This is a genomic window from Streptomyces sp. NBC_01283 (assembly GCF_041435335.1).
GTDB lineage: Bacteria > Actinomycetota > Actinomycetes > Streptomycetales > Streptomycetaceae > Streptomyces.
Genome location: NZ_CP108430.1, coordinates 4195400 through 4209625 on the forward strand (window position 1 = coordinate 4195400; position 14226 = coordinate 4209625).

General features: G+C 70.2%; 15 protein-coding genes. 7 read left to right on the forward strand and 8 right to left on the reverse strand.

Translation table 11 applies throughout. The features are described 5' to 3' along the window. Positions 1–159: 159 nt before the first annotated feature. Both OG302_RS19055 and hemL read right to left on the reverse strand, forming a co-directional pair. Positions 160–843 carry a histidine phosphatase family protein gene (locus tag OG302_RS19055; protein WP_361844454.1) on the reverse strand — a complete coding sequence of 228 codons (684 nt, stop codon included), beginning with the start codon at positions 841–843 and terminating at the stop codon, positions 160–162. Beyond that, positions 840–2177 carry a glutamate-1-semialdehyde 2,1-aminomutase gene (gene hemL, locus OG302_RS19060; RefSeq protein WP_371527881.1) on the reverse strand — a complete coding sequence of 446 codons (1338 nt, stop codon included), beginning with the start codon at positions 2175–2177 and terminating at the stop codon, positions 840–842. The genes OG302_RS19055 and hemL overlap by 4 nt, the downstream gene beginning before the upstream one ends. A 321-nt stretch (positions 2178–2498) precedes the next feature. Between hemL and OG302_RS19065 the strand changes: the two genes are divergently transcribed. Further along, a complete protein-coding gene (locus OG302_RS19065) occupies positions 2499–2939 on the forward strand; it encodes a hypothetical protein (protein ID WP_371750165.1) in 441 nt (146 codons plus the stop codon). A 29-nt stretch (positions 2940–2968) separates the two neighbouring features. Here the strand turns inward: OG302_RS19065 and OG302_RS19070 are convergent, their stop codons facing one another. From OG302_RS19070 to OG302_RS19080, 3 genes are all read right to left on the reverse strand, one after another. Further along, complete coding sequence (locus OG302_RS19070; protein WP_371750166.1) at positions 2969–3550, reverse strand: FMN reductase; 582 nt, start codon at positions 3548–3550, stop codon at positions 2969–2971. A gap of 5 nt (positions 3551–3555) precedes the next feature. After that, the gene (locus OG302_RS19075; RefSeq protein WP_371750167.1) at positions 3556–4647 is read right to left on the reverse strand and encodes an LLM class flavin-dependent oxidoreductase; all 1092 of its coding nucleotides are present in this window, start codon (positions 4645–4647) and stop codon (positions 3556–3558) included. 181 nt (positions 4648–4828) lie between these two features. Continuing rightward, the gene (locus OG302_RS19080) at positions 4829–5434 is read right to left on the reverse strand and encodes a TIGR03086 family metal-binding protein (RefSeq protein ID WP_371527882.1); all 606 of its coding nucleotides are present in this window, start codon (positions 5432–5434) and stop codon (positions 4829–4831) included. Positions 5435–5515: 81 nt separating this feature from the next. On the opposite strand from OG302_RS19080, the gene OG302_RS19085 reads away from it, so the two are divergent. Beyond that, the gene (locus tag OG302_RS19085) at positions 5516–6415 is read left to right on the forward strand and encodes a DUF6597 domain-containing transcriptional factor (RefSeq protein ID WP_371527883.1); all 900 of its coding nucleotides are present in this window, start codon (positions 5516–5518) and stop codon (positions 6413–6415) included. Between the two features lie 380 nt (positions 6416–6795). Here OG302_RS19085 and OG302_RS19090 read toward each other — a convergent pair whose 3' ends face one another. Continuing rightward, on the reverse strand, positions 6796–7305 hold the full coding sequence (locus tag OG302_RS19090) for a GNAT family N-acetyltransferase (protein WP_371527884.1): 510 nt from the start codon (positions 7303–7305) through the stop codon (positions 6796–6798). Between the two features lie 240 nt (positions 7306–7545). Between OG302_RS19090 and OG302_RS19095 the strand changes: the two genes are divergently transcribed. Further along, positions 7546–9009: an MFS transporter gene (locus OG302_RS19095; RefSeq protein ID WP_371527885.1), complete on the forward strand. Its 1464-nt coding sequence runs from the start codon at positions 7546–7548 to the stop codon at positions 9007–9009. A gap of 24 nt (positions 9010–9033) precedes the next feature. On the opposite strand, the gene OG302_RS19100 is transcribed toward OG302_RS19095, so the two are convergent. Then, the gene (locus OG302_RS19100; RefSeq protein ID WP_371750168.1) at positions 9034–9453 is read right to left on the reverse strand and encodes a MarR family winged helix-turn-helix transcriptional regulator; all 420 of its coding nucleotides are present in this window, start codon (positions 9451–9453) and stop codon (positions 9034–9036) included. 178 nt (positions 9454–9631) lie between these two features. On the opposite strand from OG302_RS19100, the gene OG302_RS19105 reads away from it, so the two are divergent. Both OG302_RS19105 and OG302_RS19110 read left to right on the forward strand, forming a co-directional pair. Next, the gene (locus OG302_RS19105; protein ID WP_135335738.1) at positions 9632–9967 is read left to right on the forward strand and encodes a YnfA family protein; all 336 of its coding nucleotides are present in this window, start codon (positions 9632–9634) and stop codon (positions 9965–9967) included. A gap of 102 nt (positions 9968–10069) precedes the next feature. Further along, the gene (locus OG302_RS19110) at positions 10070–10849 is read left to right on the forward strand and encodes an SDR family NAD(P)-dependent oxidoreductase (protein WP_371527886.1); all 780 of its coding nucleotides are present in this window, start codon (positions 10070–10072) and stop codon (positions 10847–10849) included. Positions 10850–10910: 61 nt separating this feature from the next. Here the strand turns inward: OG302_RS19110 and OG302_RS19115 are convergent, their stop codons facing one another. Continuing rightward, entirely contained in the window at positions 10911–12104 is a 1194-nt protein-coding gene (locus OG302_RS19115) for an RtcB family protein (protein WP_371527887.1), read from the reverse strand. A gap of 181 nt (positions 12105–12285) precedes the next feature. Between OG302_RS19115 and OG302_RS19120 the strand changes: the two genes are divergently transcribed. Beyond that, complete coding sequence (locus OG302_RS19120) at positions 12286–13185, forward strand: DUF3558 domain-containing protein (protein ID WP_371527888.1); 900 nt, start codon at positions 12286–12288, stop codon at positions 13183–13185. A gap of 116 nt (positions 13186–13301) precedes the next feature. Beyond that, positions 13302–14171, forward strand: coding sequence for a DUF3558 domain-containing protein (locus OG302_RS19125; RefSeq protein ID WP_371527889.1), 870 nt, complete (start codon positions 13302–13304; stop codon positions 14169–14171). Positions 14172–14226 lie beyond the last annotated feature (55 nt).

The following is a 14226-nucleotide window of genomic DNA, read 5'->3' on the forward strand; positions in this document are numbered from 1 at the left end:
AGGTTCCGACAAGTAGGCACATATTGAGTGCCTTTTACCGAGAACGGACATACAGTCGCGAGCCGATTACCTGGCGTGGGCGCCCCGAAGGGGCGCGGGGAACTGCGCACCCAGCCACGACGCCGCCGCAGACAATCGACGGCAATACCAGCGGAGCGCTTATGCGCCGAACGCCTTGGCCTTCCCCTTCACCGGCTTGGCGCCCGCGAGGAGATGCGCCGGAACGAGATCCCGCGCGGGCTCCGTGTACCCGACGGACACGATCTTGTCGCCGCGGTACGTGAACGTCGTCAGCGAGGCCAGCGTGCACTGCCGCTTGCGCGGGTCGTGCCACAGGCGCCGCTTCTCCACGAAGCTCCGCACGATCCAGATCGGCAGCTGATGGCTGACGCACACCGCTTCATGCCCACGGGCCGCGTCCTTCGCCGCGTCCAGGGCGCCCATCATCCGCACGACCTGCTCGACGTACGGCTCGCCCCAGGACGGCTTGAAGGGGTTGACCAGGTGCTTCCAGTTCTCCGGGTTCTTCAGCGCGCCGTCGCCGACGCCGAAGGTCTTGCCCTCGAAGACGTTGCCCGCCTCGATGAGCCGCCCGTCCGTCGCCAGCTCAAGACCGTGCTCCTTGGCGATCGGCGTCGCCGTCTCCTGCGCGCGGTCGAGCGGCGACGCCACCACGTGCGTGATGTCACGCGGGGCGAGATGCTCGGCGACCCGGTCGGCCATCTGCCGCCCCAGCTCGGAGAGGTGGTAGTCGGGAAGGCGCCCGTAAAGGATCCCGTCCGGGTTCTCCACCTCCCCGTGGCGCATCACATGGACGACTGTGAGCTCGCTGCCCGCGCTCATGCGGTGGCCTCCGTGGTGGTCTCAGTGGCTTCGGCTGCCGCGCGCGCCGCCGACGGCAGGGCCGCGGCGATCCGCTCGATCGCCCGGTCGTCATGGGCGGTGGACACGAACCAGGACTCGAAGGCCGACGGCGGGAGATACACGCCCTGCGACAGCATCGAGTGGAAGAACGCGGTGAAGCGGAACGACTCCTGCTTCTTCGCGTCGTCGTAATTGCGCACCTCACCGTCGGTGAAGAAGACGGAGAACATGTTCGACGCGTTCTGCAGCCGGTGCGCGACGCCCTCCTTGGAGAGCGCGTCCGTGACGAGAGCGCGCAACTGCCCGGAGACGACATCGACCTTGTCGTACGCGTCGTCGTCCAGGAGCCGCAGCTGGGCGAGGCCCGCGGCCGTCGCGATCGGGTTACCCGACAGGGTGCCCGCCTGGTAGACGGGGCCGACCGGGGCGAGGTGCTCCATGACGTCGGCCCGGCCACCGAAAGCGGCGGCCGGGAAGCCGCCGCCCATGACCTTGCCGAAGGTCATCAGATCGGGACGCACCCCGTCGACGCCGAACCAGCCCGCCTTCGACGTACGGAAGCCGGTCATCACCTCGTCCGAGATGTACAGCGCGCCGTTCTCCCTGCACAGGTCCGCGAGCCCCTGGTTGAAGCCATCGCCCGGCGGGACGACGCCCATGTTGCCCGGCGACGCCTCCGTGATGACACAGGCGATCTCACCGGCGTTCGCGGCGAACGCGGCACGCACGGCATCGAGGTCGTTGTACGGGACGACGATCGTGTCGCCGGCCTGGGCGCCGGTGACGCCCGGGGTGTCCGGCAGGCCGAACGTGGCGAGACCGGAGCCGGCCGCGGCGAGCAGCGCGTCCACGTGACCGTGGTAACACCCGGCGAACTTGATGATCTTGGCGCGGCCGGTGAAGCCGCGCGCCAGGCGGATCGCGGACATCGTCGCCTCGGTGCCGCTGGAGACCAGACGCACCTGCTCGACGGGCGCGATGCGCGCGACGATCTCCTCGGCGAGCGCGACCTCGCCCTCGCCGGGCGTACCGAAGGACGTGCCGCGCGAGACGGCCTCCTGGACGGCGGCGATCACATCGGGGTGGGAGTGGCCGAGGATCATCGGCCCCCACGAGCAGACGAGGTCGACGTACTCACGGCCGTCGGCATCCGTCAGGTACGGACCGGTACCGGACACCATGAAGCGGGGCGTACCGCCCACAGCGCGGAAAGCGCGCACGGGAGAGTTCACACCGCCGGGCGTCACGGCCGCCGCACGGTCGAAGAGAGTCTGCGAAACTGGGGCGCTATACGGGAAGCTCACATGAACCATGGTGTCAGAGGCTTCGGACATCCTGCGGACAGGTGTTTCACTCCACGTTTTAGCCGGTGACCGTGGGGGAGGTCACTGACACGATGATCGGGTTGCGCGGCGGGGGCCGCGAGGCCTAGAAAAGCAGGGGCGGGCGCCCTGGAAAAGCAGTCGGGTGGAGATATGCATCGCGGTGGCGGACTGGGCGAGGGGACCGACGGCCTGGGTCCGCGGCGTGCCCGGCGGATCGGCAAGCACCGGCGCGAGGCGGAAGCGGCCGAGGCCGAGGCCTTGGCGCGGGGCGAGACGGAGCAGGACCGGGCGGGAAGCAGGAGTGGCCGGGTGGGCGGGGTGACCTACAAATACTTCGGGGCCCCGGACGGCGCGACCGCCGCCCGCGTACCCATCTCGATGCGTCCCGAGGAGCTCGGGGGCGACGAGCTCGGCATGAACGGCATGTTCACGAAGATCAAGCCGGAGACGGTGGCCGCGATGGTCCTGACCGGCATCGAGGGCATACCCCTGTCCAAGGTGCCCCCGCTCGAACTGGTCGTCCTGCACCCCGACTACGCCGTGGTGAAACTCCCCATGACGGTCGTCGACCCGCTGCGCGGCATCGGCGAGGAGTCGGTGGGTGCCGCCGCGTTCATCTGGTCCACGGTCCCCGACCGCGGCGGCCCGCGCGACGCCTTCAACGTCTACCAACTGCTGCACGAATGGCAGGACTTCAGCCACCGCCTCCACGACGCGGGGCACCAGGCGTACTGCCTGGTGTGGCCGTGAGCGTGTGGCCGTGAGCCCCGCGTCCGGACCTACTCGGGCCTGAGCGCCGCCAGTTGCTTCTCGAAGGGGATCAGCTCCTCCGCACGCACCGGCGCGGGCCGCATGATTCCGGCCAGTTCGGCCGCGGCCCTCTCCACACGCCCGTCCAGGCCGTCCGCGCCCCAGTCCTCGGACGCCGCGTACACGGCCGTCGGCATGACCACCGCCCGCAGGTACGCGAACAGCGGGCGCATCGCGTGTTCCAGGACCAGCGAATGGCGCGGGGTGCCGCCGGTCGCCGCGATCAGGACCGGCGTACCGGCGACCGCGTCCTTGTCCAGGACCGTCAGGACGTCGAAGAACGACTTGAACAGGCCGCTGTACGAGGCGGAGAAGACCGGCGTGACGGCGATGAGCCCGTCCGCGCCCTTCACCGCTTCCGCCGCCGCGCTCAGCTCCGGGCCGGGGAACCCGGTGACGTAGTTGTGCGCGATCTCCACGGCCAGGTCGCGGAGTTCGACGACCTGGATCTCGACGTCGGCGTGGCGTCCGGTGGCCGCTGCCAGGCGGTCGGCGAGGAGGCGGGTGGAGGAGGGGACGCTCAGTCCCGCGGAGACGACGACGAGCTTCATGCGCTTCATGCGGTGACCTCATCACTCTGCTGGGCCGCCACGCGGGCGGCGTGCGTCGGGGCGTCCGGGACGTTCGCCGGGCGGTTCTTGGCGAACTCCTCGCGCAGGACCGGGACGACCTCCTCGCCGAGGATGTCCAGCTGCTCCAGGACGGTCTTGAGGGGCAGGCCCGCGTGGTCCATCAGGAACAGCTGGCGCTGGTAGTCGCCGACGGTGTCGCGGAAGGACAGCGTCCGCTCGATCACCTGCTGCGGCGATCCGACGGTCAGCGGGGTCTGGGAGGTGAACTCCTCCAGGGAGGGCCCGTGCCCGTACACCGGTGCGTTGTCGAAGTACGGCCTGAACTCGTTCACCGCGTCCTGGGAGTTCTTCCGCATGAAGACCTGCCCGCCGAGCCCGACGATCGCCTGCTCGGGCGTGCCGTGCCCGTAGTGCGCGAACCGGCGGCGGTAGAGGTCGACCATCTTCTTGGTGTGCTCCTGCGGCCAGAAGATGTTGTTGTGGAAGAAGCCGTCGCCGTAGTACGCGGCCTGCTCGGCGATCTCCGGGGAGCGGATGGAGCCGTGCCAGACGAAGGGCGCGACGCCGTCCAGCGGGCGGGGCGTCGAGGTGAACGACTGAAGGGGCGTACGGAACTTGCCCTCCCATGTCACGACGTCCTCGCGCCACAGCCTGTGCAGGAGCGCGTAGTTCTCGACGGCGAGGTTGATGCCCTCGCGGATGTCCTTGCCGAACCACGGGTACACCGGGCCGGTGTTGCCACGGCCCATCATCACGTCGGCCCGGCCGCCGGCGAGGTGCTGGAGCATCGCGAAGTCCTCGGCGATCTTCACCGGGTCGTTCGTGGTGATGAGGGTCGTGGAGGTGGAGAGGATCAGGTTCTCGGTGCGGGCGGCGATGTAGCCGAGCATCGTGGTGGGCGAGGAGGGGACGAACGGCGGATTGTGGTGCTCGCCGGTCGCGAAGACGTCGAGCCCGACCTCCTCGGCCTTCAGCGCGATGGCGACCATGGCCTTGATGCGCTCGTGCTCGGTGGGGGTGCGGCCCGTCGTGGGATCCGGCGTCACGTCGCCGACGCTGAAGATCCCGAACTGCATGCCGGATCCGGACTGCATGGCTGACTCACTCTCCGCAGGTTGTTGACTGTTCAACTATACCTACGGAACTGCGCTGGGTCGCGGGGTATTCCCGGAGCGCCGCGGTGGGGTCCGGCCAGGCCCCACCCCCCCCCGGGCCCTGGCGGTGGCGCCTGGGCCCGGGGTCGCGGGGTTCGGTGCGTTACGGGGTCCAGCGGGGGTCCCGGCCGGTCTCGGCCAGAAGCCGCTCCAGCTCGGAGGCTCCTTCGGGCACGGGGAGCGGCTCCCCGAAGACGCCCATCTTCCGGGCCGTCGGACCCAGGTTCGCGACCGATTCCCGCAGCGCGGCGACGACGCCGCTGCTCTCCGGGGCGGGCTCGTAGTCCTGACCCGTGGCGCGGGCCAGATCCCAGGCGTGCACCGTCAGGTCGAGCAGCACCATGCAGCCGACGGTCCTCGCGGGCATGTCCATCGCGCCCGTGGTGCCCTCTTCGGCGCCGGGGGCGGCCCAGGCGGCGACCAGCTTCCCCGCCTCGTCGGCGAAACGGCCGCGCCAGTCGGGGCTCTCGGCGACGTAGTCCGGGGAATCACCGAAGTCGGAGTTCTGCTTCGCGGCCAGCGCCTGGAACTGGACGATCACCTGGAGGAGGTGGTTGACCAGCGCCTTCACGTCGTACTCGGCACAGGGGGTGGGAGCGGCGAGGCGGTCCTCGGGGATGGCGCGGACCACGGGAACGGCTTGGGTGGTGGCCGCCTTCAGGAGGTCGGCGATGCTGTTCTCACTGTGGGCGGTGCTGTTCTCACTCATGGTCCGACCGTAGGGCGGCGACCACTCCCCTGGCTTGAAAAAACGCGACACGGCTTCGGGACCCCGGCATACGATCCAGCCATGGCCGACGCCGATGCCTCTGCCGTTTCCTCCGGCCCTCCCTCCGCTTCCTCCGGCGCTTCCTCCGCACCGGCTCCCGGGCCGCGCACGGACACCCGCGGCATCGTCGATGCCGCCGGGCTCTTCGCCCGCGTGGATTTCCGCCGCCTCGCGCCGGGCGCGACCGCCCTGCACCCCTATGTGGAGCAGTACTGGCTGATCGACTGGGACCTGTCCGAGCCGTACGCCTCGCACATCGTGCCGCACCCGTCCGTGAACGTCGTCTTCCAGAGGTTCTCCGGGCAGGAGCCGTTCGCCGAGGTGGCCGGGGTCGGGCTCGGCCTCTTCACACAGAAACTGGAGGGGGCGGGGCGGGTCTGCGGGGTGAAGTTCCGTCCCGGGGGCTTCCGGCCGTTCGCCCCCTCGGCGCCGGTGTCCGCATGGACGGGGCGGCGGCTGCTGCCGCTGGAGGAAGTGTTCGGGGAGGTGCCCGAGGGTGCGCTCGACGCGGTCCTGTCCCCCGACGAGGAGCACGCGCGCGTGGCGGCACTCGACGCCTTCCTGCTGGGCCTCGGGCCCGCACCCGACCCGCAGGCAGACCTCGCCATGACTCTGGCCGAACGCATCCGCACGGACCGCGGGATCCGCCGGGTCGGCGAGTTCGCGGAGGCGGCGGGGCTTTCGGTCCGGGCACTTCAGCGGCTGTTCTCGGCGTACGTCGGGGTGGGCCCGAAGTGGCTGATCCTGCGCCACCGGATCCACGAGGCGCTGGAGCGGGCGGAAGCGGACCGCGAGGTGGACTGGGCAGCCCTGGCAACGACCCTGGGCTACGCCGACCAGGCCCACCTGATCAGGGACTTCACCGCCACGGTAGGCGTCCCGCCCACGGCATACGCCCCCCAGCCGCACCCCTCGCAGTAACCCACCCCGGCCTCACCCGCGCCACGCGCCTGCCTCACCCGAGCCTCACCCCTGCCTTCCCGCGCCCCGCCACCTGCCTCACGCCTGCACCCGCGCCCGACGCCTGCCTCACCCTTGCCTTCCCTCGCCACGCGCCTGGCTCACGCCTGCACCCGCCGCCCGACGCCTGCCTCACCCCCGCCTTCCCTCGCCCCGCCACCTGCCTCACGCCTGCCCGGCCCCCTCAGCCGAGCCTCGCCCCACACCTGCCTCGCCCCCCACCCGCGCCTCGCCCCCGCCCTCAACTCCGGCGCCTCACCACCGCCTCAGCCGCGCCTCGCCTCCGACCCACACCTGCCTCACCCGCGCCCTACGCCTGCCCGGGGCCCCTCGCCCCCACCTCACCCCTCCCCCAGATCAACACTCCAGTCGTTGCACCGCATCCAGTGCCCCTTCGGGTACTCGAAGTCGGACTCGCCCCGGAGTGTGAACCCCGCCTTGCGGCACACGCCGTTCGAGGCGGGGTGCTCGCGGGAGGGGAAAGCGTGCAGGTAGCGGTGCCGCCCCGCGGCTCTGGCCTCCTCGACGACCAGGCGCGCGGCTGCCGCCGCGATGCCGCGTCCCTGGAACTCGGGGAGCACGCCCCACCCCGTCTCCCACGCGGGCTCGCCCTGCCAGGTCGTCTCCCAGTACCCGATCGAGCCGACGGCCTCACCGTCGAGCGCGATCCGGAACATCCGCCCCCGCTCCTCCAACGCGAGGTAGCGCCGATGCCGCGACACCAGCTGCTCCTGCGTCTCGGGGCCGCCCAAGTGCGCCGTCATCTCAGGCGAGTTGTTGGCCTCAAGGAGCGCGAAGTCCGCATCCGACCAGGGAACGAGTCGCAGACCCGCAGATCGTTGTCTCTCCATGCCGGCCACCGTACGGCGAGCCACTGACAACGCCCCGCACAGCACGCACCACCCGCAGCGGAAGCCGCCGAGCCACACCCCTCCCGCGAACCGCCTTGACAGTACGAGCCACGTGCCGCACATTTATCTGCGTGACGCAGCTTCTGCACAGCGCCGCACACTTCCGTGCCCCGCCGTGACTGCGTACCGCCTCTCTCCCGCTCTCCCGGAACCTCGTGAACGAAGGACCCTCCCGTGCCCATGGACTCCCCTGCCCCCACCCACGCCCACGACGCACCCCCACCCCCGTCCCCACCGGACACCGCCCCACCCGCCCCGCTCACCCCCCGAAAACGCTGGGCCGTCCTCGCGGTGATCATCGCCGCCGACGTGCTCGACCTCGTGGACGCCACCGTCACCAACATCGCCGCCCCCACCATCGCCAAGGACCTCGGCGGCGGCCCCGGCCTCATCCAGTGGCTCGGCGCCTCCTACGCGCTGGCCCTCGGCGTGCTCCTCGTCCTCGGCGGACGGCTCGGCGACAAGTACGGCAGGCGGCGGCTCTTCCTGCTCGGTCTCGGCGGGTTCACGCTCGCCTCGGTCGCCTGCGGGCTCGCCTTCAGCCCCGAGTCGATCACCGTCGCCCGCCTCGCGCAGGGTGCCTTCGGCGCACTCGTCATCCCGCAGGGCTTCGGCATCCTCGGCTCGGTCTGGCCCCGCGAGGAGATCGGCAAGGCGTTCAGCCTCTTCGCCCCCGCCATGGGTCTCTCCGCCGTCGGCGGCCCCATCCTCGCCGGGTTCCTCATCGACGCCGACCTCGCCGGCCTCGGCTGGCGGCCCATGTTCCTGATCAACCTCGTGCTGGGCGGCGCGGCCCTCATCGCCGCCCTCCGCCTGCTCCCCAAGGACCCCGGTGACCGCGCCACCTCGATCGACGGCGCAGGCTCCGCCCTCCTCGGCGCCACCATGCTCGGGCTGCTCTCCGGCCTGATCGAGGGCTCCACGAACGGCTGGACCCCCGCGCCCCTCCTGCTGATCGCCGCGGGCCTCGCCTTCTTCGCGCTCTTCTGCCGCCGCCAGCGCACCGCACCGAACCCGCTGATCCAGCCCTCGCTGCTGCGCAACCGCGGCTTCACCTCGGGGCTCGTCCTCTGCGTCGCCTTCTCCGCCGCCGTGTCCGGGCTGCTCTACGTCATCTCGCTCTACCTGCAGGAAGGGCTCGGCCGCTCACCCTCCGACACCGCGCTCGGCCTCGTCCCGCTCTCCGCGGGCATCGTCATCGCGTCCATCGCCTGCCACGGCCTCATCGGAAAACTCGGCCGCAAGCTCGTCCTCATCGGCCTGCTGATCATGCTGACCGGCACCGGATACCTGCTGGCACTGGTCGCGAACTCCCCGACCCACCCCGCCGGCTGGGCCCTGCTGCCGCCCATGCTCATCATCGGCCTGGGCATGGGCACCTGCTTCGGCACCGTCTACGACATCACCATCGGCGACATCGCCCCCGACGAGGCGGGCAGCGCGAGCGGCTCGCTCAGCGCGGTGCAGCAGCTGGCCAACGCGATCGGCGCGGCCACCGTCGTCACCGTCTTCTTCAAGACCGCCGACGGTGGCCCGGCCCACGCCATGACCGTCACCCTCACCGTCGTCGCGGGCGTCACGCTGCTCTGCTGCGGCCTCGTACGACTCCTGCCGCGCAAGGCACAGGCGGAGCAGCACCACTGAGCCCCGCCCGGCCCCCTCAGCCCGCTATCCGTCCAGCTCCCCGCCACGCAACCGCGCCACCTGCGCCGCACTGAACTCCACGGTGCGGCGCATGTGCGTGATGAGCAGGGCCAGTTCGGTGTCGTCGTACCGCTCGAAGAGCGCGAACCAGCCGCCCCCGAGCTTGTCCCACATCCGCCCGAACTCCGCCACCTTCTCCGGCACCGTCGACACGAGCACCCGCCGCCGGTCGGCGGCATCCCGCTCCCGTACGACGTAGCCCGCCTTCTCCAGCCGGTCCACGAGCCGCGTCGCCGAGCCGGTCGTGAGGCCGGTCAGCTCGGCGATGCGGCCCGTGGTGACCGGCTTCTCCTCCAGGCCGAGCAGGTTCACGCACTGCAGGTCGGTGGGGTGCAGGTTCAGGTGGTCGGCGACGGCCTGATTGAAGAGGGCATACGACGCCATGTAGCGCCGCGACTCGACGGACAGCTCGTCCAGCAGGGCATCGCGCCGCGCCCCGGCACCGTTCTTCTCGCTGGCCACGGCGGACCACCCTCCTCCAGGTATCTGCGTCAGACAGAAAGCGTACGACGCAGACTTCCGAAGGCCCGCCGGATTCGGCACCCATGCCACGATTCCCCCCATGCTCATCGCCCGTTCCGCCGCCCTCTTCGTCCTCGCCGCGCTCTTCGAGATCGGCGGCGCCTGGCTGGTCTGGCAAGGAGTGCGCGAGCACAAAGGGTGGGCGTGGATCGGCGCGGGCGTCATCGCACTCGGCGTCTACGGCTTCGTCGCCACGCTCCAGCCCGACGCCGAATTCGGCCGCATCCTCGCCGCGTACGGCGGCGTCTTCGTCGCGGGATCCATCGCCTGGGGCATGGTCGCCGACGGCTACCGGCCCGACCGCTGGGACGTGACCGGAGCGCTGATCTGCCTGGCGGGGATGGCCGTGATCATGTACGCGCCACGGGGCCGCTAGCCGGTCGGCCTCCGGCCCTCGGCCTGCGCCCCTCGGCATCCGGCAGCCGACCTATCCTGGCGGGACGACAGGCAGGAACACACGTACGCCCAAGGAGCAGCCATGACCGCCGCGAACGCCGCGCCCGCCGCCACCCGCATCGCGATCGTCACCGGCGCGAGCAGCGGCATCGGCGCCGCCACCGCGCGCGGACTCGCCGCCGCCGGCTACCGCGTCGTCCTCACCGCCCGCCGCAAGGACCGCATCGAGGCCCTGGCGGCCGAGATCACGGCCGCCGGGCACGACGCGATGGCGTACGCGCTGGACATCACCGACCGCACGGCCGTGGACGAGTTCGCCACCGCCTTCCGCAAGGTCGCGGTCCTGGTCAACAACGCGGGCGGCGCGCTCGGCGCCGACACCATCGCCACCGGCGACCCCGCCGACTGGCGCCAGATGTACGAGACGAACGTCATCGGCACCCTGAACGTCACCCAGGCCCTGCTCCCCGCGCTCACCGCGAGCGCCGACGGCACGGTGGTCGTCCTCTCCTCGACCGCCGGGCACGGCACGTACGAGGGCGGTGGTGGCTATGTGGCCGCCAAGCACGCCGAGCACGTCCTCGCCGAGACCCTCCGCCTGGAGATCGTCGGCACCCCGGTCCGCGTCATCGAGGTCGCCCCCGGCATGGTCAAGACGGAGGAGTTCGCGACGACCCGCTTCGGCGGCGACACGGAGAAGGCCGCGAAGGTCTACGAGGGCGTGGCCGAGCCCCTCTCGGCGGACGACGTGGCGGACACGATCACCTGGGCGGTCACCCGCCCGCCCCACGTCAACATCGACCTCCTGGTGGTCCGCCCCCGCGCCCAGGCCTCGAACACCAAGGTCCACCGGGAACTGTGACGCGGACGCAGAAGGCGGGGGCAGGGCCGCTCATGGCCCTGCCCCCGCCTTCTGCGCGGCTTCAGCCCTTCACGCAGATGACCTGCTTGAGCTTGGCCACGACCTGAACCAGGTCGCTCTGCTGGTCCATGACCTGCTCGATCGGCTTGTACGCGCCCGGGATCTCGTCCACGACGCCCGAGTCCTTTCGGCACTCGACGCCCCGCGTCTGCTCCTCCAGGTCCTTCGTCGAAAAGCGCTTCTTCGCCGCGTTCCGGCTCATCCGCCGACCCGCACCGTGCGAGGCCGAGTTGAAGGACGCCGCGTTTCCGAGGCCCTTCACGATGTACGAACCGGTGCCCATCGAGCCGGGGATGATCCCGAAGTCGCCGCTGCCGGCGCGGATCGCACCCTTCCGCGTGACCAGCAGGTCCATCCCGTCGTACCGCTCTTCGCTGACGTAGTTGTGGTGGCAGGAGATCACCGGCTCGAAGGTCACCTTGGCCTTCTTGAACTCCTTGCGGACCACGTCCTGGAAGAGCCCCATCATGATCGAGCGGTTGTACTTCGCGTACTCCTGCGCCCAGAAAAGATCGTTCCGGTACGCCGCCATCTGCGGGGTGTCCGCGATGAACACCGCCAGGTCGCGGTCGATGATTCCCTGGTTGTGAGGCAGCTTCTGGGCGACCCCTATGTGGTGGTCGGCCAGTTCCTTGCCGATGTTCCGGGAGCCCGAGTGCAGCATCAACCAGACCGCACCCGACTCATCGAGGCAGAACTCGATGAAATGGTTTCCGGATCCGAGCGTTCCCATCTGCTTCGTCGCCCGATCCTGACGAAATTTGACCGCATCGGCGATCCCGTCGAAGCGTGACCAGAAGTCGTCCCAGGCGGACGTGCCGAACCCATGGAGCCGCCCCGGATCCACGGCATCGTCATGCATCCCCCGGCCCACCGGAATCGCCTGCTCGATCTTCGAGCGCAGGCGGGACAGGTCACCCGGCAGGTCGTTCGCCGTCAGGGAGGTCTTGACCGCCGACATTCCGCAGCCGATGTCGACACCCACCGCCGCGGGGCACACCGCACCCTGCATGGCGATCACCGAACCGACCGTCGCGCCCTTGCCGTAGTGGACGTCCGGCATGACGGCCAGGCCCTTGATCCACGGCAGGGTCGCCACGTTCTGGAGCTGCTGGAGTGCGACATCCTCGACCGAGGCCGGGTCCGTCCACATCCGGATCGGTACTTTTGCCCCCGGAACCTCCACGTACGACATAACGTCCTCATTCCCCCGTAGTTGAACAACACTGCTGAAAGTCTTGAAGCGCAAATACCGGCGCCAAGGTCAACGAAAGGGATCGCGGACCGGCATCCACGGCATCGCGTGCGATACACATTGTGTCCACCGGTCGCCCACCAGCGGCAACCCAATATCCCCGGCGAGAAGGAGCCCATCGGTGCAGCGGAAGGCGTACGTACCAGGCGTCGCGGCTCTCATCGCGGCGCTGCTCGCCGGATGCACGGGCGGCGGTGCGCTCGGCGGTGAGCCGGACGACTCGAAGCCCGGCGACACCAGCGGGACGACCGCGGCCGCCGAGCCCGGCAAGTACCGCACCCTCCCCGAGCCCTGCGGCCAGGTCGACCGCGGCACGCTCGACTCGATGCTGCCCGGCATCGAGGAGATCCCGGGCGAGGAGCAGCAGGAGAGGGCGTACGAGGGCGCGCCGACCGTCACGTACGACACCGACCGGCGTGTGGGCTGCCGCTGGAAGGTGGAGTCCTCGGACGCCACCCACCATCTGCTCGTCGACTTCGAGCGCGTCGTCTCGTACGACAACTCCGTGAGCGATGACACCCGTGCGACGGAGGTCTACTCGTCGAAGGCGCAGAAGGCGGATCTGGCCGCGCCCTCCGGCACCCCGTCCGCCGGTGACGCGGACGAGGGCGGCGCGGAGGGTTCGGCTCCCGAGCCGTCCGACGGCGCCGAGACGGGGAAGGGTGACGGAAAGGACAAGGACAAGGACAAGGACAAGGGCGACGCGGGCGGGAGTGCCTCCAGCGACTCCAGTGCCTCCGGCTCAAGCGGCTCTCCGGAAAATGCCGTCACGGCGCCCGGCCTGGAGCCCCGCATCCTCGACGACCTGGGCGACGAGGCCTTCCTCGACGACGGGCTCACGACCTCCGGGTCCGCGACCCGGCACCGCACGGTGACTGTGGTGTTCCGCACGTCGAACGTCATCGTGACCGTCGAGTACGACGAGCAGCCGGGACGTCGTACGGAGATCCCGGACAGCAAGGAAATGCAGGACAAGGCGCAGGAACTGGCCGGAAAGCTGGCCGACGGGTTCAGCGAATAGCGGAGGTTCGGACGGGGCACCGGCTGTCCGGAAGCGGAGTCGTCCGCGTCGGGCACGGCGTACCGTGGCCCATCGAACCGACGACAGCCGTCTTGAGTGACTTGAGTGAAGGAACCATGCACCGACCAGCACAGCGACTCACCCGCATACTCACCTGCGCAGCCGCCGTACCGGTGATCCTCGTTGCCTCCGGCTGCTCCTCCGACTCGGACTCGGGCTCGGACGGGGCCAAGAAGGACTCGGGCTCGAAGGCCTCCGCCTCGGCCCCGGGCAAGGACAAGGCCGCGAGTGTGGAGAAGGCGGCGTTCAGCAAGCTGCCCGAGCCCTGCGAGGTCCTGTCGAAGAAGACGCTTGAGGACCTCGTGCCGAAGGCCAAGGACAAGTCGGGCAAGGCGGGCACGTCCGACGACACGTCGGCGCGTGGCACCTGCTCCTGGGACAGCCTCGACAACAACGGCGTCGACGGCTCGCAGTTCCGCTGGCTCCGTGTCTCGCTGATGCGCTTCGACTCGGACGCCTCGCTCGGCAGCGGCGCCAAGCGCGCGCAGAACAACTTCGCCAAGCAGGTCGCGGACGCGCAGGCGACGGAGGGCGCGAAGAGCGTCAAGACGGAGCCGGTCCCGGGGATGGGCGACCAGACGACGGTCGTCCACTACGACCTGAAGAAGGACAAGGAAAACTTCAAGCAGCAGACGGTCGTGACGCGCGTGGAGAACGCCGTCGTCACGATCGACTACAACGGCGCCGGCCTCGCGGGCGACAAGGCGCCGAGCTCGAAGGACCTGTCCAAGGCCGCCGAGAAGGCCGCGAAGGAGGCCTCCGAGGCGGTCGTCTCCGCGAACAAGGCGGGTGGCGCGGGCGGCACGGACGACGGCTCGAAGTCGAAGGAGTCCTCCGCTCCCAAGGACGACTCGAAGGACGGCTCGAAGGCCTCCAAGCCCAGCTCCAAGCAGAGCTCCAAGTCCAGCTCCAAGACCAAGAGCTGACGCCGGGCGCGTAAAGCGCGGCGCGCGTCAAGCGCGCAACTCGCGGCGCAGTCAA

Coding starts and splice junctions, on each gene's coding strand:
- hemL (WP_371527881.1), bottom strand. CDS start 2,177: ATGGTTCATGTGAGCTTCCCGTATAGCGCCCCAGTTTCGCAGACTCTC.
- OG302_RS19090 (WP_371527884.1), bottom strand. CDS start 7,305: ATGGAGAGACAACGATCTGCGGGTCTGCGACTCGTTCCCTGGTCGGAT.
- OG302_RS19110 (WP_371527886.1), top strand. CDS start 10,070: ATGACCGCCGCGAACGCCGCGCCCGCCGCCACCCGCATCGCGATCGTC.
- OG302_RS19080 (WP_371527882.1), bottom strand. CDS start 5,434: ATGAGTGAGAACAGCACCGCCCACAGTGAGAACAGCATCGCCGACCTC.
- OG302_RS19115 (WP_371527887.1), bottom strand. CDS start 12,104: ATGTCGTACGTGGAGGTTCCGGGGGCAAAAGTACCGATCCGGATGTGG.
- OG302_RS19095 (WP_371527885.1), top strand. CDS start 7,546: ATGGACTCCCCTGCCCCCACCCACGCCCACGACGCACCCCCACCCCCG.
- OG302_RS19105 (WP_135335738.1), top strand. CDS start 9,632: ATGCTCATCGCCCGTTCCGCCGCCCTCTTCGTCCTCGCCGCGCTCTTC.
- OG302_RS19100 (WP_371750168.1), bottom strand. CDS start 9,453: ATGGCGTCGTATGCCCTCTTCAATCAGGCCGTCGCCGACCACCTGAAC.
- OG302_RS19075 (WP_371750167.1), bottom strand. CDS start 4,647: ATGCAGTTCGGGATCTTCAGCGTCGGCGACGTGACGCCGGATCCCACG.
- OG302_RS19070 (WP_371750166.1), bottom strand. CDS start 3,550: ATGAAGCTCGTCGTCGTCTCCGCGGGACTGAGCGTCCCCTCCTCCACC.
- OG302_RS19085 (WP_371527883.1), top strand. CDS start 5,516: ATGGCCGACGCCGATGCCTCTGCCGTTTCCTCCGGCCCTCCCTCCGCT.
- OG302_RS19125 (WP_371527889.1), top strand. CDS start 13,302: ATGCACCGACCAGCACAGCGACTCACCCGCATACTCACCTGCGCAGCC.
- OG302_RS19055 (WP_361844454.1), bottom strand. CDS start 843: ATGAGCGCGGGCAGCGAGCTCACAGTCGTCCATGTGATGCGCCACGGG.